Origin of the sequence: Nocardiopsis sediminis, assembly GCF_042650565.1 — a bacterium.
GTDB classification, from domain to species: domain Bacteria; phylum Actinomycetota; class Actinomycetes; order Streptosporangiales; family Streptosporangiaceae; genus Nocardiopsis_B; species Nocardiopsis_B sediminis.
In genome coordinates, this window is sequence record NZ_JBHSBH010000015.1 from 145,712 (window position 1) to 162,036 (window position 16,325).

General features: G+C 72.0%; 15 protein-coding genes and 5 tRNA genes. 13 read left to right on the forward strand and 7 right to left on the reverse strand.

Annotated elements, in window-relative coordinates:
- The first annotated feature begins 64 nt into the window (after positions 1-64).
- Positions 65-1,033 carry an acyl-CoA dehydrogenase family protein gene (locus ACFOVU_RS23260; protein WP_378536982.1) on the forward strand — a complete coding sequence of 323 codons (969 nt, stop codon included), beginning with the start codon at positions 65-67 and terminating at the stop codon, positions 1,031-1,033.
- Positions 1,034-1,124: 91 nt separating this feature from the next.
- On the opposite strand, the gene thrS is transcribed toward ACFOVU_RS23260, so the two are convergent.
- On the reverse strand, positions 1,125-3,098 hold the full coding sequence (gene thrS / locus ACFOVU_RS23265; RefSeq protein WP_378536984.1) for a threonine--tRNA ligase: 1,974 nt from the start codon (positions 3,096-3,098) through the stop codon (positions 1,125-1,127).
- A 307-nt stretch (positions 3,099-3,405) separates the two neighbouring features.
- On the opposite strand from thrS, the gene ACFOVU_RS23270 reads away from it, so the two are divergent.
- Positions 3,406-4,566: an FAD-dependent monooxygenase gene (locus ACFOVU_RS23270; RefSeq protein WP_378536985.1), complete on the forward strand. Its 1,161-nt coding sequence runs from the start codon at positions 3,406-3,408 to the stop codon at positions 4,564-4,566.
- 72 nt (positions 4,567-4,638) lie between these two features.
- Positions 4,639-5,025, forward strand: coding sequence for a PGPGW domain-containing protein (locus ACFOVU_RS23275; RefSeq protein ID WP_378536987.1), 387 nt, complete (start codon positions 4,639-4,641; stop codon positions 5,023-5,025).
- An 89-nt stretch (positions 5,026-5,114) separates the two neighbouring features.
- Here the strand turns inward: ACFOVU_RS23275 and ACFOVU_RS23280 are convergent.
- Positions 5,115-5,188: transfer RNA gene (locus ACFOVU_RS23280), tRNA-Val, on the reverse strand.
- Positions 5,189-5,633: 445 nt separating this feature from the next.
- On the opposite strand from ACFOVU_RS23280, the gene ACFOVU_RS23285 reads away from it, so the two are divergent.
- Positions 5,634-6,053: an SsgA family sporulation/cell division regulator gene (locus ACFOVU_RS23285; RefSeq protein WP_378536988.1), complete on the forward strand. Its 420-nt coding sequence runs from the start codon at positions 5,634-5,636 to the stop codon at positions 6,051-6,053.
- Positions 6,054-6,342: 289 nt separating this feature from the next.
- On the opposite strand, the gene ACFOVU_RS23290 is transcribed toward ACFOVU_RS23285, so the two are convergent.
- Entirely contained in the window at positions 6,343-7,185 is an 843-nt protein-coding gene (locus ACFOVU_RS23290; protein ID WP_378536990.1) for an aminotransferase class IV, read from the reverse strand.
- 492 nt (positions 7,186-7,677) lie between these two features.
- Here ACFOVU_RS23290 and ACFOVU_RS23295 point away from each other — a divergent pair, with 492 nt between their 5' ends.
- The 5 genes from ACFOVU_RS23295 to ACFOVU_RS23315 all read left to right on the forward strand — a co-directional run bounded on the left by ACFOVU_RS23295 (position 7,678) and on the right by ACFOVU_RS23315 (position 8,740).
- Positions 7,678-8,109 (forward strand): roadblock/LC7 domain-containing protein, encoded by a 432-nt coding sequence (locus ACFOVU_RS23295; RefSeq protein ID WP_378536991.1) that lies wholly within the window; start codon positions 7,678-7,680, stop codon positions 8,107-8,109.
- A gap of 232 nt (positions 8,110-8,341) precedes the next feature.
- Positions 8,342-8,414, forward strand: a tRNA-Gly gene (locus tag ACFOVU_RS23300).
- A 37-nt stretch (positions 8,415-8,451) separates the two neighbouring features.
- Positions 8,452-8,524 (forward strand) — tRNA-Gly (locus ACFOVU_RS23305).
- 52 nt (positions 8,525-8,576) lie between these two features.
- Positions 8,577-8,651: transfer RNA gene (locus ACFOVU_RS23310), tRNA-Cys, on the forward strand.
- Positions 8,652-8,663: 12 nt separating this feature from the next.
- Positions 8,664-8,740: transfer RNA gene (locus ACFOVU_RS23315), tRNA-Val, on the forward strand.
- Positions 8,741-8,872: 132 nt separating this feature from the next.
- Here the strand turns inward: ACFOVU_RS23315 and ACFOVU_RS23320 are convergent.
- The 3 genes from ACFOVU_RS23320 to ACFOVU_RS23330 form a co-directional block, all read right to left on the reverse strand.
- Positions 8,873-9,082 (reverse strand): helix-turn-helix domain-containing protein, encoded by a 210-nt coding sequence (locus ACFOVU_RS23320; protein WP_378536992.1) that lies wholly within the window; start codon positions 9,080-9,082, stop codon positions 8,873-8,875.
- A complete protein-coding gene (locus ACFOVU_RS23325) occupies positions 9,073-9,957 on the reverse strand; it encodes a replication-relaxation family protein (protein ID WP_378536994.1) in 885 nt (294 codons plus the stop codon). The genes ACFOVU_RS23320 and ACFOVU_RS23325 overlap by 10 nt, the downstream gene beginning before the upstream one ends.
- Before the next feature lie 352 nt (positions 9,958-10,309).
- The gene (locus tag ACFOVU_RS23330) at positions 10,310-11,509 is read right to left on the reverse strand and encodes a helix-turn-helix transcriptional regulator (protein WP_378536995.1); all 1,200 of its coding nucleotides are present in this window, start codon (positions 11,507-11,509) and stop codon (positions 10,310-10,312) included.
- A gap of 294 nt (positions 11,510-11,803) precedes the next feature.
- On the opposite strand from ACFOVU_RS23330, the gene ACFOVU_RS23335 reads away from it, so the two are divergent.
- From ACFOVU_RS23335 to ACFOVU_RS23345, 3 genes are all read left to right on the forward strand, one after another.
- A complete protein-coding gene (locus tag ACFOVU_RS23335) occupies positions 11,804-12,193 on the forward strand; it encodes a hypothetical protein (RefSeq protein ID WP_378536997.1) in 390 nt (129 codons plus the stop codon).
- 281 nt (positions 12,194-12,474) lie between these two features.
- Positions 12,475-12,696, forward strand: coding sequence for a hypothetical protein (locus tag ACFOVU_RS23340; RefSeq protein ID WP_378536998.1), 222 nt, complete (start codon positions 12,475-12,477; stop codon positions 12,694-12,696).
- Positions 12,689-13,753: a C40 family peptidase gene (locus tag ACFOVU_RS23345; protein WP_378537000.1), complete on the forward strand. Its 1,065-nt coding sequence runs from the start codon at positions 12,689-12,691 to the stop codon at positions 13,751-13,753. The genes ACFOVU_RS23340 and ACFOVU_RS23345 overlap by 8 nt, the downstream gene beginning before the upstream one ends.
- A 61-nt stretch (positions 13,754-13,814) precedes the next feature.
- Here ACFOVU_RS23345 and ACFOVU_RS23350 read toward each other — a convergent pair whose 3' ends face one another.
- Positions 13,815-15,290: an MFS transporter gene (locus tag ACFOVU_RS23350; protein WP_378537001.1), complete on the reverse strand. Its 1,476-nt coding sequence runs from the start codon at positions 15,288-15,290 to the stop codon at positions 13,815-13,817.
- A gap of 71 nt (positions 15,291-15,361) precedes the next feature.
- Here ACFOVU_RS23350 and ACFOVU_RS23355 point away from each other — a divergent pair, with 71 nt between their 5' ends.
- Positions 15,362-16,264, forward strand: coding sequence for a LysR family transcriptional regulator (locus tag ACFOVU_RS23355; protein ID WP_378537003.1), 903 nt, complete (start codon positions 15,362-15,364; stop codon positions 16,262-16,264).
- Positions 16,265-16,325: the final 61 nt, after the last annotated feature.

Consider the following 16,325-nt stretch of genomic DNA (forward strand, 5'->3'; position numbering starts at 1 on the left):
GCGCCGCTGTCGCGGCTGCGTCCCTCCCCGTACCGCAGGCCGAGCCCACGCACGGAGGTGCCCGATGAGGTTCACCCTCGACGCCGAGCAGGAGCTGTTCGCCGCCACCCTGGACCGGATGCTCGGGCGGGCCGATACCCCCGCTGCCGTGCGGTCGTGGGCGGACGGCGACCGCGGGCCGGGTGAGGAGATATGGCGGGCGCTGGCCGGAGCCGGGCTCTTCGCCCTCGCCGCCCCGGAGTCCCACGGCGGAGCGGGCCCGCTGCCGGTCGAGCTGGTCACCGCGACGATCGAGGTGGGACGGCACGCCGTGCCCGGCCCGGTGGCCGAGGCGGTCGCGGCCTGCCTCCTGCTCGGCGACGCCGACCGGGTGGCCGCCATCGCGGCGGGTGACCTGGTGGCGACCCTCGCCCACCCCCCGCTCGTCCCCTACGCGCTCGACGCCGACGCCGCCGGGCTCGTGCTCCACCTCGACGGCGGCCTCCTGCACACGGCCGCCCCGACGCGGCCCGCCGCCCCGCTGCGCTCGCTGGATCCCGCGCGCAGGCTGTGGTCGGTGCGCCCGGCCGATCCGCTCCCCCTGGGGCCTCTCGCGGCCGCGGCCGTCCCCGTGGGCGTGCTCGCCTGCGCGGCCCAGGCCCTGGGCACCGGGATGCGGCTGGTCGCCGACACGGTCGCCTACGCGCGCACCCGCCACCAGTTCGGCCGGCCCATCGGCGAGTTCCAGGCCGTCCAGCACCGCCTCGCCGACGCCCACACGGCCCTGGAGTTCGCCCGGCCGCTGCTCTACGGGGCGGCGCTCGCGGTGGGCACCCCCGATGAGCGCCGCGATGTCAGCGCCGCCAAGGCCGCCGCCTCCGACGCCGCCTACGCGGCCGCGCGCACGGCCCTCCAGGTGCACGGCGCGATCGGCTACACCGACGAACACGACGTGTCCCTGTGGATCCGCAAGGCCCGCGCCCTGCACACGGCGTGGGGCGGCCCGGTCCTGCACCGCGCCCGGGTCCTGGCGGAGCTGCGCGCCCGGCGCTGAAAGGCCGTCCGCCCGAGCCGCCCACCCGGTGGCATGTGCGGCCCCGCCGTCCGGCGGGGCCGCACACGTGTCCCGGGGCTTGGCGAGCGGGCTAGCGGTGCTCGCGCACCGCGGCGACGATCTCGGCGACGGCGTCGTCGACCGGGACGCCGTTGTTCTGCGAACCGTCGCGGTAGCGGAAGGACACCGCGCCCTTGCCGATGTCGTCGTCGCCCGCCAGCAGCATGAACGGGACCTTCTGCTTCTGGGCGTTGCGGATCTTCTTCTGCATCCGGTCGTCGCCGGAGTCGACCTCGACCCGGATGCCCTCGGCGCGCAGCTTGGCGGCCACGGCCTCCAGGTGGGGGACGTGCTCGTCGGCGATCGGGATGCCCACCGCCTGGACCGGCGCCAGCCACGCCGGGAACGCCCCGGCGTAGTGCTCCAGCAGGACCGCGAAGAACCGCTCGATGGACCCGAACAGCGCGCGGTGGAGCATCACCGGCCGGCGGCGGGAGCCGTCGGCGGCGGTGTACTCCAGCCCGAACAGCTTGGGCTGCTGGAAGTCGACCTGGATGGTCGACATCTGCCAGGTGCGCCCGATGGCGTCCCTGGCCTGCACCGAGATCTTCGGGCCGTAGTAGGCGGCGCCGCCGGGGTCCATGACCAGGTCGAGGTTCTGCTTCTCGGCGGCCTGGCGCAGGGTCTCGGTGGCCTGGTGCCACTCCTCGGGCTCGCCGATGAACTTGTCGGAGTCGCCGCGGGTGGACAGCTCCAGGTAGAAGTCGCTCAGGCCGTAGTCGCGCAGCAGGTCCAGCACGAAGGTGAGCAGGCTGTCGAGCTCGGCGGGCATCTGCTCGTCGGTGCAGTAGATGTGGGAGTCGTCTTGGGTGAACCCGCGGGCGCGGGTCATGCCGTGCACGACACCGGACTTCTCGTACCGGTAGACGGTGCCGAACTCGAACAGCCGCAGCGGCAGCTCCCGGTAGGACCGCCCGCGCGCCCTGAAGATCAGGTTGTGCATCGGGCAGTTCATGGCCTTGAGGTAGTAGTCGTGCCCCTCGAACTCCATGGGGGGGAACATCGACTCGGCGTAGTTCGGCAGGTGCCCCGAGGTCTGGAACAGCTTCGCCTTGGAGATGTGCGGGGTGTTGACGAACTCGTAGCCGGACTCCTCGTGGCGCCGCCGCGAGTACTCCTCCATCTCCTTGCGCACCACCCCGCCCTTGGGGTGGAACACCGCCAGGCCCGAGCCCAGCTCGTCGGGGAAGGAGAACAGGTCGAGTTCGGCGCCCAGCTTGCGGTGGTCGCGCTTCTCGGCCTCCTCCAGGAACGCCAGGTGCGCCTTGAGGGCGTCCTTGGTCTCCCATGCGGTGCCGTAGATGCGCTGGAGCTGCGGGTTGCGCTCGCTGCCCCGCCAGTAGGCCGCGGCCGAGCGCATGAGCTTGAACGCCGGGACCGCCCGGGTGGTGGGCAGGTGCGGCCCGCGGCACAGGTCCTTCCAGCACAGCTCGCCGGTGCGCGGGTGGAGGTTGTCGTAGATGGTCAGGCCACCGGCGCCGACCTCGACGCCCGCGCCCTCGGCGGCGTCGCCCGCCGCGCCCTTGAGCCCGATGAGCTCCAGCTTGTAGGGCTCGTCGGCCAGCTCGGCGCGGGCGTCGTCGTCGGAGACGGCGCGGCGCTCGAAGCGCTGGCCCAGCTTGACGATCTCCTGCATCTTCTTCTCGATGCGCTTGAGGTCGTCGGGGGTGAAGGGCTCGGCGACGTCGAAGTCGTAGTAGAAGCCGTTCACGATGGGCGGGCCGATGCCCAGCTTGGCGTCGGGGAACAGCTCCTGGACGGCCTGGGCCAGGATGTGCGCGGTGGAGTGGCGCAGGATGGCGCGGCCGTCGTCGGAGCCGATCTCGACGGGCTCGACGACATCGCCGTCGGCGAGCACGTGGGCGAGGTCGCGCAGCTCTCCGCCGACGCGGGCGGCGACCACGGTGCGGCCGTCGGCGTCGAGGGCGTGGCCGGCCGTCGTCCCGGCCGCCACCGCACGCTCGGTTCCGGCGAGGGTGATACGCAGCTCTGGCACGGCGGACACGGTGGCTCCTCTTGGGGTCGGGTCGGTGACGACCGGACCGGCCGCGCGGCGGCCGGCGGTGGTGTGGAAGGGCGTGGGACCGGGGTTCCGCGCCCTGTTTCGATGCTAGCGGCTCCCGCGGATTCCGGCGGCCCCGCGGCCGCGTGCGGCCGGGGCGGCCATGGGAACAGGGTGGCCACGGAGAAGGGGGGTGCCATCTGCGCCGACCCGGGTATGCAGGTGGCGGGAGCCCGTCGACGCGGCACGGGCACCGGACCGATGCGCGGGCCCGCCGGGCACCGCGCCGCAGGCGGGCGCTGGGGGTTGCGTGCGGATCGTGGTGGTGGGTGCGGGGATCGCCGGGCTGACATTGGCCGCGGCGCTCTCAGGCGGCCCGGCCCGGGTGGCGCTCTTGGAGCAGCACCAGGACCCCACCCCCGTGGGGGCGGGACTCCAGCTCGCGCCCAACGCGGCGCGCCCGCTGCTGCGCATGGGGCTGGGCGCGGCGCTGTCGGAGGTCGCGGTGCGCCCCCGGTCGCGCGACTTCCTGCGCTGGGACGACGGCCGGCTGCTGCACGGCACCGCCATGGGCGTGGAGTACGAGCGCCGCTACGGGGCGCCGCTGTACACGCTGCTCCGCTCCGACCTGCACCGCATCCTGCGGCGCGCCGCCCCCGGGGCGTCGGTGCTGCGGGGCCACTACGTCACCGACGTCCTGGAGGAGAGCGACGGGGTCACCCTGGTGTGCGCGGACGGCCGGGAGGTCCACGGCGACATCGCCATCGGGGCGGACGGTGTCCATTCGGTCATGCGCGGGGTGCTCAACACGGAACAGCACCCCCCGAGCGGCCAGGCGATCTACCGCGGGCTGGTGCCCGCGACGAGCGTTCCCGAGGGGTTCGCCGAGCCGCGGATCCGGATCTGGATGGGCCCCGACCGCCATTTCGCCGCCTATCCGGTGTCCGGGGGCGCCAGCATCAGCTTCAACGCCTCGGTCCCGGGCGGGGAGCGGCGGGCGGAGTCGTGGTCGGACCGGGGCCGCCTGAGCGACCTGAACCGCGCGTTCGCCGGATGGGTCGACGACGTGCCCACGCTCGCGGCGGCGGCGTCGTGGATCGGCGTGTGGGGGATCCAGGTGCGCGAGGCGGTGCGCGCCTGGCACCGCGGCCGGATCGCCCTCATGGGCGACGCCGCCCACCCGACACTGCCGTTCTTCGCTCAGGGCGCCAACCAGGCGGTGGAGGACGCGGTCGTGCTGGCCGACTGCCTGCGCGGCGCCACTGCGCTGACCGCCGAGCGCGCCCTGGCGCGCTACGCCGGGCTGCGCCGTGAGCGCACCGAGCGGATCCACGCGGTCGCCCGCGAGGTGCTCAGCGGGCTCGCCCGCGATGAAGAGGGGCCGGGCCGGCGCGAGGATCTCCTGGGCGGTACCGGTGGGCCCAGCAGTGACTGGCTGTACGGCTACGACGTGGCGGCGCACCTGGGCTGACCGGCCGCGGGAGATCGGGACCGCCCCGTACTGGCCATTAACCTCTCTTGATAGGGCCGATATTGTGACTGCATGTCTCCGAGCCCCATGACCGGTACAGACGATCCGGACCCGGCGGCATCGCGCGGTTCCCTCGACCGCACTCGGCGGTGGCGGCGCCTGCGCGCACGGCTGCGCGTCTGGCGCATGCGGATGCACGCCCACCCCCTCCTCAGCCTGACGTGGCGCACTGCCGTGGCCGTGGTGGGGGGCGCGATACTGGTGGCGGGGATCGTCATGAGCGTGACCCCGGGGCCCGGCTGGGCCGCGATCATCCTGGGGCTCGCCGTTCTCTCGACGGAGTTCCGCTGGGCCAAGGTCCCCTTGCGCCTGGCGCGGCGGTGGGCGCACCGCGCTCGCGTGAAGGCCCACGAGATCCGCGAGGAGCGGGCGCGCAAGCGGCGCCGCAAACGCGGCTGAGGCGGACTTCCCGCGACTCCCCCGCGCGGCCGCAGTGGGCTTCGGACAGCGCAAAAGGCCGACCCCGGGGGGTCGGCCTTCGTTTCGGGTGGGCGATACTGGACTCGAACCAGTGACCTCGTCGGTGTGAACGACGCGCTCTAGCCAACTGAGCTAATCGCCCTGGGCCCTGCCTGTCCGGCGGGGCGAACAAGGAAGACTCTAGCGCATCCGGCGGGCCGGTGACGCCACCGTACACCCCGGGAGACGACCGTAATGTGACAGAAATCACATATGTCGTTTTACGCGAGGTTTACGCGGGTGTTCAAGGAGACGTAAAACGCGAAACCCCTTCATGCAATGGGGTCCCGCCGCCCCGCGGGCACGGACGGCCCCACCCCGGCCCCCTCCGCGTGACACGGCCCACAGATCATTGGGAAATTCTTGGTTTCCGCAGCTCATTACAGTGACGGAGGGATCGGGGAAGCCGCGGCGGGATGCCCCTTCACGATCCGCGCGAAAAAGTCTCCCGGTTGCGCGTCATCGACCGCGCCCGGCCGCGTTGGAGCGGGGGAGACGGCAACGGGCCCGCAAACTGCGGGGCCGGACGGAGAAAAGGTTTGGCGAACATGAACAGTAGCGGCACAACTGCCAGCGCCGAGCTGGGCCTTCGGCTCGTGGTCCCCGACCGCACAGCGGTCCCCCTGGTCGCACGGTTGGACTACACCTCCGACGACCCCTACGCCATCACCGTGGCCTTCCACACCGGCGACGACGAGCCGGTCGAGTGGATCTTCGCGCGCGAACTGCTGACCGTGGGGATCGTGCGGCACGTCGGCGAGGGCGACGTCCAGGTCTGGCCGTCCAAGGGCACCGGCGAGCGCACCATCAACATCGCGCTGTCCTCGCCGTTCGGGCAGGCGCAGTTCGACGCCGCGATCTCACCGCTGGCGGAGTTCCTGCACCGCACCTACGAGATCGTCCCGGCCGGCCAGGAGGGCGAGTTCGTGGACCTCGACGCCGAGATCGAGCAGCACCTGCACTCCTAAGGCGCCCTGCCGAACGGCGGGCACCGGGCGTGGTCCTTCGGACCACCCTCGCCCGCACGACCCGCAACGCGGGCAGCATCCCGAGTCGATGCGTACCCGGCCCGCACCGCAGTGAAACCGGCGCCACCGCACCAGCGGGGCGCACGCCCTCACACCGCCCGCACCGCGGCCCGCCGACCGCCGCCGGCACACCCGGCCCGCACCGCAGCGGGCCGGCGGAGCCCGCCCGCCGTCCCGGCCCGACGCGGGCCCGCCGGCCGCACACCGCGCAGGGCGCGGCGCAACGGGCTCACGGATCCATGTCGGACGCACCGCGCTCCGTGAACACCTCCATGGTCTTGCGCGTCACCGGCCCCGGCGCCGCGGGCAGCGCCCGGCCGTCGACCAGCCGGATCGGCTGCACGTCGCGCCCGGTCCCGGTGAGGAACGCCTCCGAGGCGTCGGCCAGCGCCGCCATGGGGATGTCCTCCTCGTCGCCGCCGGCCCACTCCAGCACCAGCTCCCGGGTGATCCCCGCGAGCGGGCCCGCCGACAGCGGGGGTGTCACCAGCCGGCCGTCCAGCACCAGGAAGATGTTGCTCCCGGTGCCCTCACACAGGTTCCCGGCGGTGTTGGCGAAGATCGCCTCGCCGCACTCGCGCCGCCGGGCGTAGTCCAGCGCCACCACGTTGCCGGCGTAGGACGTCGTCTTCAGGCCTGACAGCACGTCGTTCTCGTTGCGCGTCCAGGGGACCACCGCCACATCGACGTGGGGGGCGATCTCCCCGAACTCGCCGACCGCCACGATGTAGGTGGACTCCCCGTCGCTGCGGGAGGAGCCCAGCGGCCCCGGGCCGTCGGTGACGGTGATCCGCACCCGCGCCGCCTGGATGTCGCTGTTGGCGTCCAGCGCCTGGCCCACGCCGTCGGCGATCAGGTCCAGGTCGGGCGCAGGCAGCCCGATCCCCGCGGCCGAGCGGGCCAGCCGCCGCAGATGGCGGGTGAGGGCGAACGGCTGGCCGCCGACCCCCTTCACCGTTTCGAAGACCCCGTCGCCGACGGTGATCCCGTGGTCGAGAACGGGGACCCGCGCCTCCTCGGCATCGAGGACCCGTCCCCGGCCGTAACCCGCCCCCGCGATCCACACCCGCATGGCTGTCCACCCCTCACTGTCGTGCGCTGCCGCGGCGCGCCCGCGTCCGCGCGCCGACCGCCCCGGCGGTGCGCGGACGCGCTCCGCCGGCGCCTCCCGCGCCGGTTCCGCAGCGGGCACGCGCCGCGGTTTACCTCGTGTCCCGATCCTGCCACTTTCATGATCAGCGCGGGGAGCGCCCGCACGGATCGCCGCGTTCCCGGGATGCGCCGCTGACCTGCGCCTGCCGCCGGAGTGAGCGACCCGACACGCCGTGGCGTCGCGCCGAGGCAGTGCGGTATCCCCCATTCCAGCGGCCCGCCGCCACTCCGGAGCCGCTTCGTAGTCCGGAGGGACGGGTTACGAATGGCTATCATCTGGGCAACGCTTATGGGGATTCCCTGACCCCGGGGGATCCAGCGGGTGTGCCGGGCGGCTCTCACGGCAGGCCGCCGGCGCCCCGCGCCACCACGAAGACGACGACAGATCAGACGACGACAGATCAAGAGAGCCATGACCTCACGGAGCACCGCCCCCGGCGAGCTGAGCTGGTTGCTCGACGACCTCCTCACCCGCGCGCAGGGCACCCAGCACGCCATCGTGCTGTCCACCGACGGCCTGCTGATGGCCTCGTCCAGCGGCATCGAACGCGCGGCCGCCGAACACCTCGCCGCCATCGCCTCGGGGCTGCACAGCCTCGCGGCGGGAGCCAGCAAGCAGTTCGCGGCGGGGGGCATCCGGCAGAGCATCATCGAGATGGACGAAGCGTTCCTCTTCGTCGCGGCGGCCGGGGAGGGCGCCTGCATGGCGCTCGTCTCCGACACCGAGTGCGATGTCGGCCTGGTCGCCTACGAGATGAACAAGGTCATCCAGCGCGTCGGCCAGTACCTGTCCGCCCCGCCCCGCCCGGACATGCCCACCACCCCGGCACACGTCGAACGCTGAGCCGCCCGGGCCCCGCCGGCGGCGTCCGCACCCTCCGCCACGGCCCGGTCCACGGCCCCCCTGCCCATGGGGGGCGCTGCGCAGCGCACCGGCGCCCCTCCCCCGATCCCCATCCCCACGCGCACGGCCCGCCTGGGATTTCGATTTCTCCCACGCCCGAGGATCCGCTAGAGTTCATAACCAGCAGCAGGACGGACACCCGGGCCCCACCCGGGGATACGCCCACCGCCGCGCGGACGTGGCTCAGCTGGTAGAGCATCACCTTGCCAAGGTGAGGGTCGCGGGTTCGAATCCCGTCGTCCGCTCTGAAAGATCTTGTGCGCGGGCCACGGCCCGCGCCACGCGGACGTGGCTCAGCTGGTAGAGCATCACCTTGCCAAGGTGAGGGTCGCGGGTTCGAATCCCGTCGTCCGCTCGGATACGGCCGTATGGGGTCACTCACCGGGCTCGGTCACGGCCGTCGTCGTGGCGGAGTGGCCGAGTGGCTTAGGCAAGGGACTGCAAATCCCTGTACACGGGTTCGATTCCCGTCTCCGCCTCCACGCCGATCCCCCGGGCGGTTAGCTCAGTTGGTTAGAGCGCTACCTTGACACGGTAGAGGTCACAGGTTCGAATCCTGTATCGCCCACCATGTTCCACCAGTTCAGGGCATGTACCGGAGTGATCCGGCACATGCCCTTCGCTGTGTTCGGCCGTCATTCGACCGTGGGACCGGACGCCACCAGACGGCCGTGACCGTTCAGATCCGGCACCACGCGGCCCTCTACCCCTCGGGGTGGTCGGCGTGGATGAACCGCAACAGGTCGGCGGTCGAGACCCGGTACAGGTCCCCGATCCGAACCACGTGCACCGGGAACTCCCCCGCCCTGGCGAGTTCGTACGCCTTTGTGCGACCGATACCCAGCACCCGTGCGGCGGTCATCAGGTCGACGGTCGGCGGCAGCTCCCGCACCTCCTCAAGGGTCAGCCCCACGCGACCGCCCCCGCAGTGGCCAGCTTCGCCAGCCGGACCCGGTCACCGCCGGTCCCGAGCGGACGCCACACCGCCTCATCCGGCGCGGCGGCGTCGGGCAGGCACGCGGTGGCCACCGGCACCTGGCGCACGCCCGGCACCCGTGACAGCGCCGAACCGGCGTTGGCCTCACGGCGACCGGACGGGAAAACGAACAGCACCCACGGCACGGGCACCGTCGCCGACCCGGCGAACGCGACGTAGCGTTCCAGCTTGGCCGTGAGCTGGCGGTGGGTCTCGCTGCCCGTATCCCACTCCAGGAAGAACGCCAGCGAACGGCCGCCCTGGCGCCAGTGCCCGTAGCCGTCCGGCTGCGGCAACCCAGCTCCCCACGCCTGTCGGGAGCGGGCATCGACCCATTCGGCGGCATCGGCGGCGTTCAACCACTCCCCCAGCTCCGCCCGGCCCTCGCTGGCACGCGCGGAACCGGTCAGGGACGTGAAGAACCCGTTCACGCCCACGCGGTGCGCCAGGTGGGCGCTGTTGGCCACGGCGAGCTGGCGGTCACGGCGCACCCGCGCGCGCTCGGCGTCGCGGCCCTGGTCGGCGGCCACGACGCGCGCGCCGTGGGTGTCGAGCACGTAGTGCCAGGGTGCCGACCCGCGGTCGAGCCGGGGACAGAACCGGGCGACGACGCCCAGCGCCGTGAGGGTGCGCATGCGCTGGAGGGTGCGGCTGTGGCTGGTGAACGCCACCTGGGTGATCTGGGAAGTGGTCAGGACACGGTGGGTGTGCAGAAGGGAGAGGATGTCGTGGTCGCGGTCGGTGAGGTGGCGGGCGAGACGGAGAAGGTGATTCTCACGACGCCCCGTCGGTAGGGATCGCTTGTCCATCATCTGAATTCACAGACCTCCGGCAGGGGTTTCGGGGACATCACCCGCCGGAGCTGCACCCCTGCTGACCTGCCGCGGAGCGTGCGAGCACCCCGGCGGGTGAGAGGGGACCGGGCATCCACCCACCGATCCGGCGAGGGATCAGTAGGCCTCTCCCGGTTTTCCCCTCACAAAGAAATGCACTTGCCGGACCCCGATCTCGCCCATCGTCAGCGCACCCACATCAGCGAGTCCGCCGGACCGTGCGTCGGCGGAGCAGCCGTCCCCGACGGCCGGCGACGGGCCGCTCACCCAGGAACCCAGGACGCGAAGACAGCAACCACCCAAGGAGGACTGAGACTGCGCCGCACTGAGGTCAGGTGCGGGCGTACTCCAGTACTTCCCGAACCTCCGGAACCTCGCCGTACTCCGTCAGTCGTGACAAGACCACGCGCACGCGGTCGCTCGTGCGTGCGCTGGCCACCTCTCCCGACAGCCCGATCACGCGTGTTGCGACCCGGGCAGCGTGTTCCGGTTCGTTGGCGTCGGCGTAGGCCACGGCGAGCCACGATTCGTACAGGGCCCGTTCCCGCATAAGCGTGGCGGGATAGCCCTGCAACACGTCCGTGAGCAAGGGGACGGCGCGCAAGGGCCGACGCAGCTCGGTGAACACGCGGGCGTCCATGATCCGCAACTCGTCTTCGTTGACCCAGTAGGCCCACGCCGGGGCGTCGCCGCTCCCGTCGGTCAGGGCCTCATGGGCGGCATCCAGCGACCGCATGGCGGCTTGCTCGTCTCCGGCTTGCGTGTGCGCCCACGCTGCGCGGTCGTGAAACAGGGCGCGCGTCTTGCCGGGCGCCTCGGGCCCCGCCTCGGCGACGGCAGCCACGGCTAGCGCGACGCCGTCGTCAAGACGGCCGTTGTTGGTCAGGTGGTAGGCGAGCGATCCCGCCAGTTGGGCCGCCAGCGCCGTATCCCCCGCTTCCCGGGCGGCGTCCAGCCCCAGCCGGTAGGTCGACTCAGCCCGGGGGTCCGCTGCATCCGACGCCACCCATCCCGCTATCTGCGCGATCTCGGCAAGGGACGTCAGGAGAGCTGCCCGGACCGCGTCGCTGTGCGTCGATTCCCGGACGACCCGAACGGCCGAGTCCAACTCCCGGAACGCGGGACCGATCAAGTCCCCCCCTGCAAGGACGTCGTCGGCGAGCCGAAGACCATGCGCGCGAGTGGCGAGATCATCCGCCGTGGTCCGGCCCACTCTCCGCCCAGTCGTCGCATGGGGAACCGGCACGGCCTGACTTGGCGGCAGCAGGACGGAGAGTGCTTCCGCTGGCACGGGTCCGGACTCGGTCGCGGTCGCCCGCTCCAGCGTCTCCACGGCGACCCCCAGCACGTCAGCGAGGGAAGGAAGCCAGTCGCGCGGGACGCGCTTTCCCCGCTCCCACCGCGACACGTCATGGCGCGTGACGGTCGGTCGACCCGCGGATTCGCACAGCGCTCTTGCTAGGCGTGCCTGTGACCATCCCCGGCTCGCGCGCAAGCGGCGGAGCATCCCGGGAAGCGGTTCGAAGGACATGCCCCAATTGTGGACCACGGGCCCACAGATAGGCCCACACTCCGGCTACTCCGTACATGGCAGAGGCACGAGGAAGCTGGCATGCGCCGGGAAAACTCGGCGCCCCGCGACGACCGCAGATCGCCCGGGGCACGGCCACCAGATCGGAGCTGATGACGTCATGGACTTTATCGCCCCATTGAGGGTGATCTGCCGGGCCGTGTGGCCCCCGCACACCGGGACCAGAGTCCGCAACCGGCCGGGTACCGCCCCGGTAGCCGCCAAACACAGGAAGACCGCATCCCGGGTGGGGGCGTGATGGTGGTCCAGGCCCCCAAGGTCCGCACGAGCGATCGGCGATTCCGGGGCGAATCCGAGATCGCCGACGCACGCGCATGGCTGACAGCATTGCTGCCCATCCGCTCCGGTATCCCCGAGGACACGGCCGCCGCCGCTGTGCTGTGCCTGTCGGAGGTCGCCACCAGCGCCGTAGTCCGCGCCGGTGCGGCTGATCTGTCGGTGTCGCTGGGGGGTTCCTGGCTCTACGTCGAGTGCCGTGCCGCAGTAGAGCCCGCCAGCGTCGGCGCGCCGTCGCCCGACACCGGCCAGCAGGGGTATACGACCGCGCTCGTCGAGGCGTTCACCAACGAGTGGGGCCGACTGCCCGACGGCCGGGGCGTGTACTTCTACCTGCACTGGTCCTGATCCGCGCATGTCCCCGCCCGAGCGAGGAACGGAGGGCAGGGACACACGGCCACGGCCGTCCGGCCCTGCCGTGAACACGAGAGACCCCCAGAGCCAACGGGACCCGCCGCGCATCCGCGGCGGGTCCCGTTGCGTACGCAGAATCTTCACGCGCCCCGAGATGAGCGTCCCCGGATCGACGCCAGCGCCGTCTCTACGACACCGGCACCGAACCCCTGCGCCGTCTGATCGCCAAGCTCGACGCCTACCACGAACTCGCCCGCATCACCGGCCAGCGCGGCGTGGTCCTGTTCTGGCTGCCCTCCGCGGCGCGTGAGGCGAACCTGCGCCACCGCATCACCCACCCGCCGGTCCCCGCCGCCACCCCCGTGCACGGCGCCCACCCCGCCGAGAAGGTGTGGACGCCGCTGGACGGCTCCGTGCCGCGCCGCATGGTCGACCTGCTCGACGACGGCGGACAGCAGCCGTTCCTGCCCGGATGGGACGAGGCCGGCGGTGCCTAGCACCGGCTGCCTGGCCGCCATCGCGGGCGTCCCGCTCGCGGTCGGCCTCGCCTTCTCCGCGTTCACCGCCGTCCTGGACGACGGCGGCACACAGTCGGCGCCCGCGCACGTGGAAGGCGTCCCCGACGTCCTGCTGGACGCCTACGTGCGCGCGGCCGGGGCACTGGGAGAGGCAGAACCCCAGTGCCCCGGCATGCGCTGGCAGATCCTCGCCGGAATCGGCAAGATCGAATCGAACCTCCTCGCCGGGCACGAGATCACGCTCAACGGCGACGTCGACCCGCCGGTCATCGGCCTCCGCCTGGACGGCAGCGGTACCGGCGGCAACACCACCCCGGTTTACGACAGTGACGGCGGCAGGTGGGACGGCGACACCGAGTTCGACCGCGCTGTTGGCCCCGGCCAGCATCTGCCCGCCACCTGGAAGATCTACGGGACCGACGGCAACGGCGACGGGATCGCGGACCCCCACAACGCCTACGACTCCGCCGTGAGCACGGCACGCCACCTCTGCCTCGGAGCCGGCTCGGACGGCGCCGACTTCACCGACCGCGACCAGCTCTCCGACGCCCCGTTCCGCTACAACCGGTCCCAGACCTACGTCGACGACGTCCTCATTGCCATCGACACCTTCGACGACCTCCCACCCGTCACCGACGGCGGCGCAGGCAGTGAACAGGGTCGGGCCGCGGTCGAATGGGCGCTCCAGCAGATCGGCAAACCGTACGTGTGGGGCGGGATCGGCCCTGACGGCTTCGACTGCTCCGGCCTCACCATGCAGGCCTGGGCCGCCGCCGGAGTCCCCCTCCCCCGCGTCACCACCGACCAGTACCAAGCCGGCCAACGCATCCCCCTCGACCAGATCCAACCCGGCGACCTGCTCTTCTACGACACCAGCGACCTCGGCGCCCCCGGCGCCGCCCCCACCCACGTCACCGTGTACATCGGCAACGGCCAAATGATCAACGCCCCATCGACCGGCAACACCGTCCGCACCGAGCCCGTCCAGAGCCAGACGTACAGCCCCCGCTTCATGGGCGCGGTCCGGCCCGCATAGGGAACCGACGCCCCCAGAGGGACATCCGGAGCCCAGTTGTGCACCGAGAAGCGTTTGGCGGTCATCGAGATGTCAGTGGATCGCGCCCAGGAATGTCGGTAACCCCCCGGGGCAGATGAGTGTGCTCGATGGCCGGTCGTGCGGTGCCCTGGGTGCGGCGGGTGGTGGTGAGTTGCCCGACGATGAGCACGCTCAGCCCGCATCCGGCGATGATCCACCACGCCGGGCGGGCGGCAGCGGTATAGGTCGCTGCAAAAGCTCCGGCATCGATGCCGGAGGCGAGGACAGCGCCGATCACGGCGACGCCGAGGGCGCTGCCCATCTGACGGAAGGTGGAGGCGAGCGAGGAAGCGACGCCGGCCTGGGAGACGGGCATGGCGGACACCGTCGCGGTGGTGACGGGGGCGTTGACGAACCCGAAGCCGAGCCCGAACAGGGCGCAGCCCAGGACCAGTGACCAGGTGCCGGTCTGGCCGTCGAAGGCGGCGAACAGCGTGCCGCTGGCGGTGATCGCGCAGCCGGCGACCAGCAGGGGAAGGCGCGGGCCGAACCGGGCGACCAGGCGCCCCGACACCGGGGCGCTCAGGAAGGTCATGACGGCCATCGGCAGCAGCCACAGGCCGGCGTGCACGGCACTGAGGTGGCGCACGTTCTGGAGGTAGAGGGTGGTCAGGAACAGGAAGCCGCCCAGGGTGGCGAAACTGGCCAGGGCGTTGAGACAGGCCCCGGCGAAGGAGATGGAGCCGAACAACCGCAGCTCGATCAGCGGCTCGGCTCGCCGCAGTTCATAGGCCACCAGAACAGCGGCCACGGCCAGCGCCAGTCCCGCCATGAGCACTGTGGTGGGAGAGGTCCAGCCGTGTTCGGGGGCCTGAATGACCGCGGAGGTGAGGACGGCCAGCAGGGCGATGATGAGGACCTGGCCGACGGGGTCGGGGCGCCGGGCCGCCTCGGCGCGGGACTCGGGCACGAACGCCTGCGTCAGCAGCAGGGCGGCCAGGCCGACGGGCAGGTTGAGCCAGAAGATCGAGCGCCACCCTGCACCGTCCACGAGCAGCCCGCCCAGGAGGGGGCCGGCTGCCATGGACAGGCCCACCGCCGATCCCCAGATGCCCAGGGCGCGGGCGCGTTGGCTGTGGTCGGTGAAGGTGTGGGTGATGATCGACATGGCGACCGGGTTGAGCATGGAGCCGCCGACGGCCTGCACCATCCGGAACACGACCAGGGTCTCCAGGCTGGGTGCGACCGAGCACAGTGCGGAGCCGGCGGTGAAGACGACCAGCCCGGCCATGAACACGCGGCGGCGCCCGAACCGGTCGGCCATCGATCCGGCCAGTATCAGCAGCGAGGCCAGCACCAGGGTGTAGGCGTCGATCGTCCATTGCAGACCGGACAGCGACGCCCCCAGGTCCTGCTGGAGCGCGGGCAGGGCGATGTGGAGGATGGTGGTGTCGAGGCTGACCATGAACAGGCTCAGGCAGCAGATCACCAGCACGAGCCGGCGGCGCCGGGGGGTTGAAGAGAAAGAGGTGGTCACGGCCTTGATTGTCGACGCGTCCCCGGGCCGGTGTCGAAGATCGAAAAGATGCTGGGCGATACCTTGAGGGTATGGACATCGATCTGCGGCTGATGCGCTACGTGATCGCCGTCGCCGAGGAGGAGAGCTTCAGCGAGGCCGCGCGGCGCCTGCACATGGCGCAGCCGCCGCTCAGCCGCCAGATCCGCGACCTCGAACACCGCCTCGGTGCCCCGCTCTTCGAACGCCGGCCGGTCCGGCTCACCGACGCCGGCGCGGTCTTCGTCAAGGGCGCCCGGGAGATCCTCACCCGCACCGACCGGCTCATGGAGCGGACGGTGCTCGCCGGGCGCGGGGAGCTGGGTACCGTGCGTGTGGGCTATGTGCTCTCCGCTGCCTACGACACCCTGCCCCGGCTCATCGCCGCGGCCCGCGAGCGCCACCCCCGTCTCCAGGTCGAAGCCCGGGAGGGGTGGTCGCCGGACCTGGAGGCCGCGCTCGCCGACGGTGCGGTGGACCTGGCGCTCTCCCACACCCTGCCTGAGCGCCCCGGCTACGCCCGCCAGCCGCTGCGCCGGGAGGCGTTGTGCGCACTGGTCGGCTCCCGCCACCCCTTCGCCGGCCGCGCCTCCGCGACCCTGCGGGACTTCGCCGGCCAGACCTTCCGCTTCTATTCGCCCCGCCTCGCGCCCGCCCACTATGCCCTCCTCCGCGCCGCGCTGGACCGGACCGGTGAGACCTTCACCTACTGGGAAGATCCCGTCCCCGGCCTGCGCCACCTGCGCCTGGACGATGGCGCGAGCTTCACCCTCGCCCCAGCCTCCATGGCCCAGAGCCTGGCCTCGGCCGACGTCTGCGCTGTCCCTCTGACTGGCCCCGGGCTGTCCACACTCGACCTCGATCTCGTATGGCGCCGCGACCACCTGACGCCCACCGCCACCCTGCTCCTGCGCACCGCCGCGGTCCTGACCCGCACCGCACACTGGACCCGGTAGCGCACCGCACCGACTCGCGCACGTGGACGGGCGGGCTCACCCGCTTACAGCGCGAGGGCGA

Bases quoted from the DNA above. Each gene is read 5' to 3' on its own strand.
- ACFOVU_RS23260 (WP_378536982.1), top strand. From the start codon at position 65: ATGAGGTTCACCCTCGACGCCGAGCAGGAGCTGTTCGCCGCCACCCTG.
- ACFOVU_RS23275 (WP_378536987.1), top strand. From the start codon at position 4,639: ATGTCTCCGAGCCCCATGACCGGTACAGACGATCCGGACCCGGCGGCA.
- ACFOVU_RS23285 (WP_378536988.1), top strand. From the start codon at position 5,634: ATGAACAGTAGCGGCACAACTGCCAGCGCCGAGCTGGGCCTTCGGCTC.
- ACFOVU_RS23290 (WP_378536990.1), bottom strand. From the start codon at position 7,185: ATGCGGGTGTGGATCGCGGGGGCGGGTTACGGCCGGGGACGGGTCCTC.
- ACFOVU_RS23295 (WP_378536991.1), top strand. From the start codon at position 7,678: ATGACCTCACGGAGCACCGCCCCCGGCGAGCTGAGCTGGTTGCTCGAC.
- ACFOVU_RS23325 (WP_378536994.1), bottom strand. From the start codon at position 9,957: ATGATGGACAAGCGATCCCTACCGACGGGGCGTCGTGAGAATCACCTT.
- ACFOVU_RS23330 (WP_378536995.1), bottom strand. From the start codon at position 11,509: ATGTCCTTCGAACCGCTTCCCGGGATGCTCCGCCGCTTGCGCGCGAGC.
- ACFOVU_RS23355 (WP_378537003.1), top strand. From the start codon at position 15,362: ATGGACATCGATCTGCGGCTGATGCGCTACGTGATCGCCGTCGCCGAG.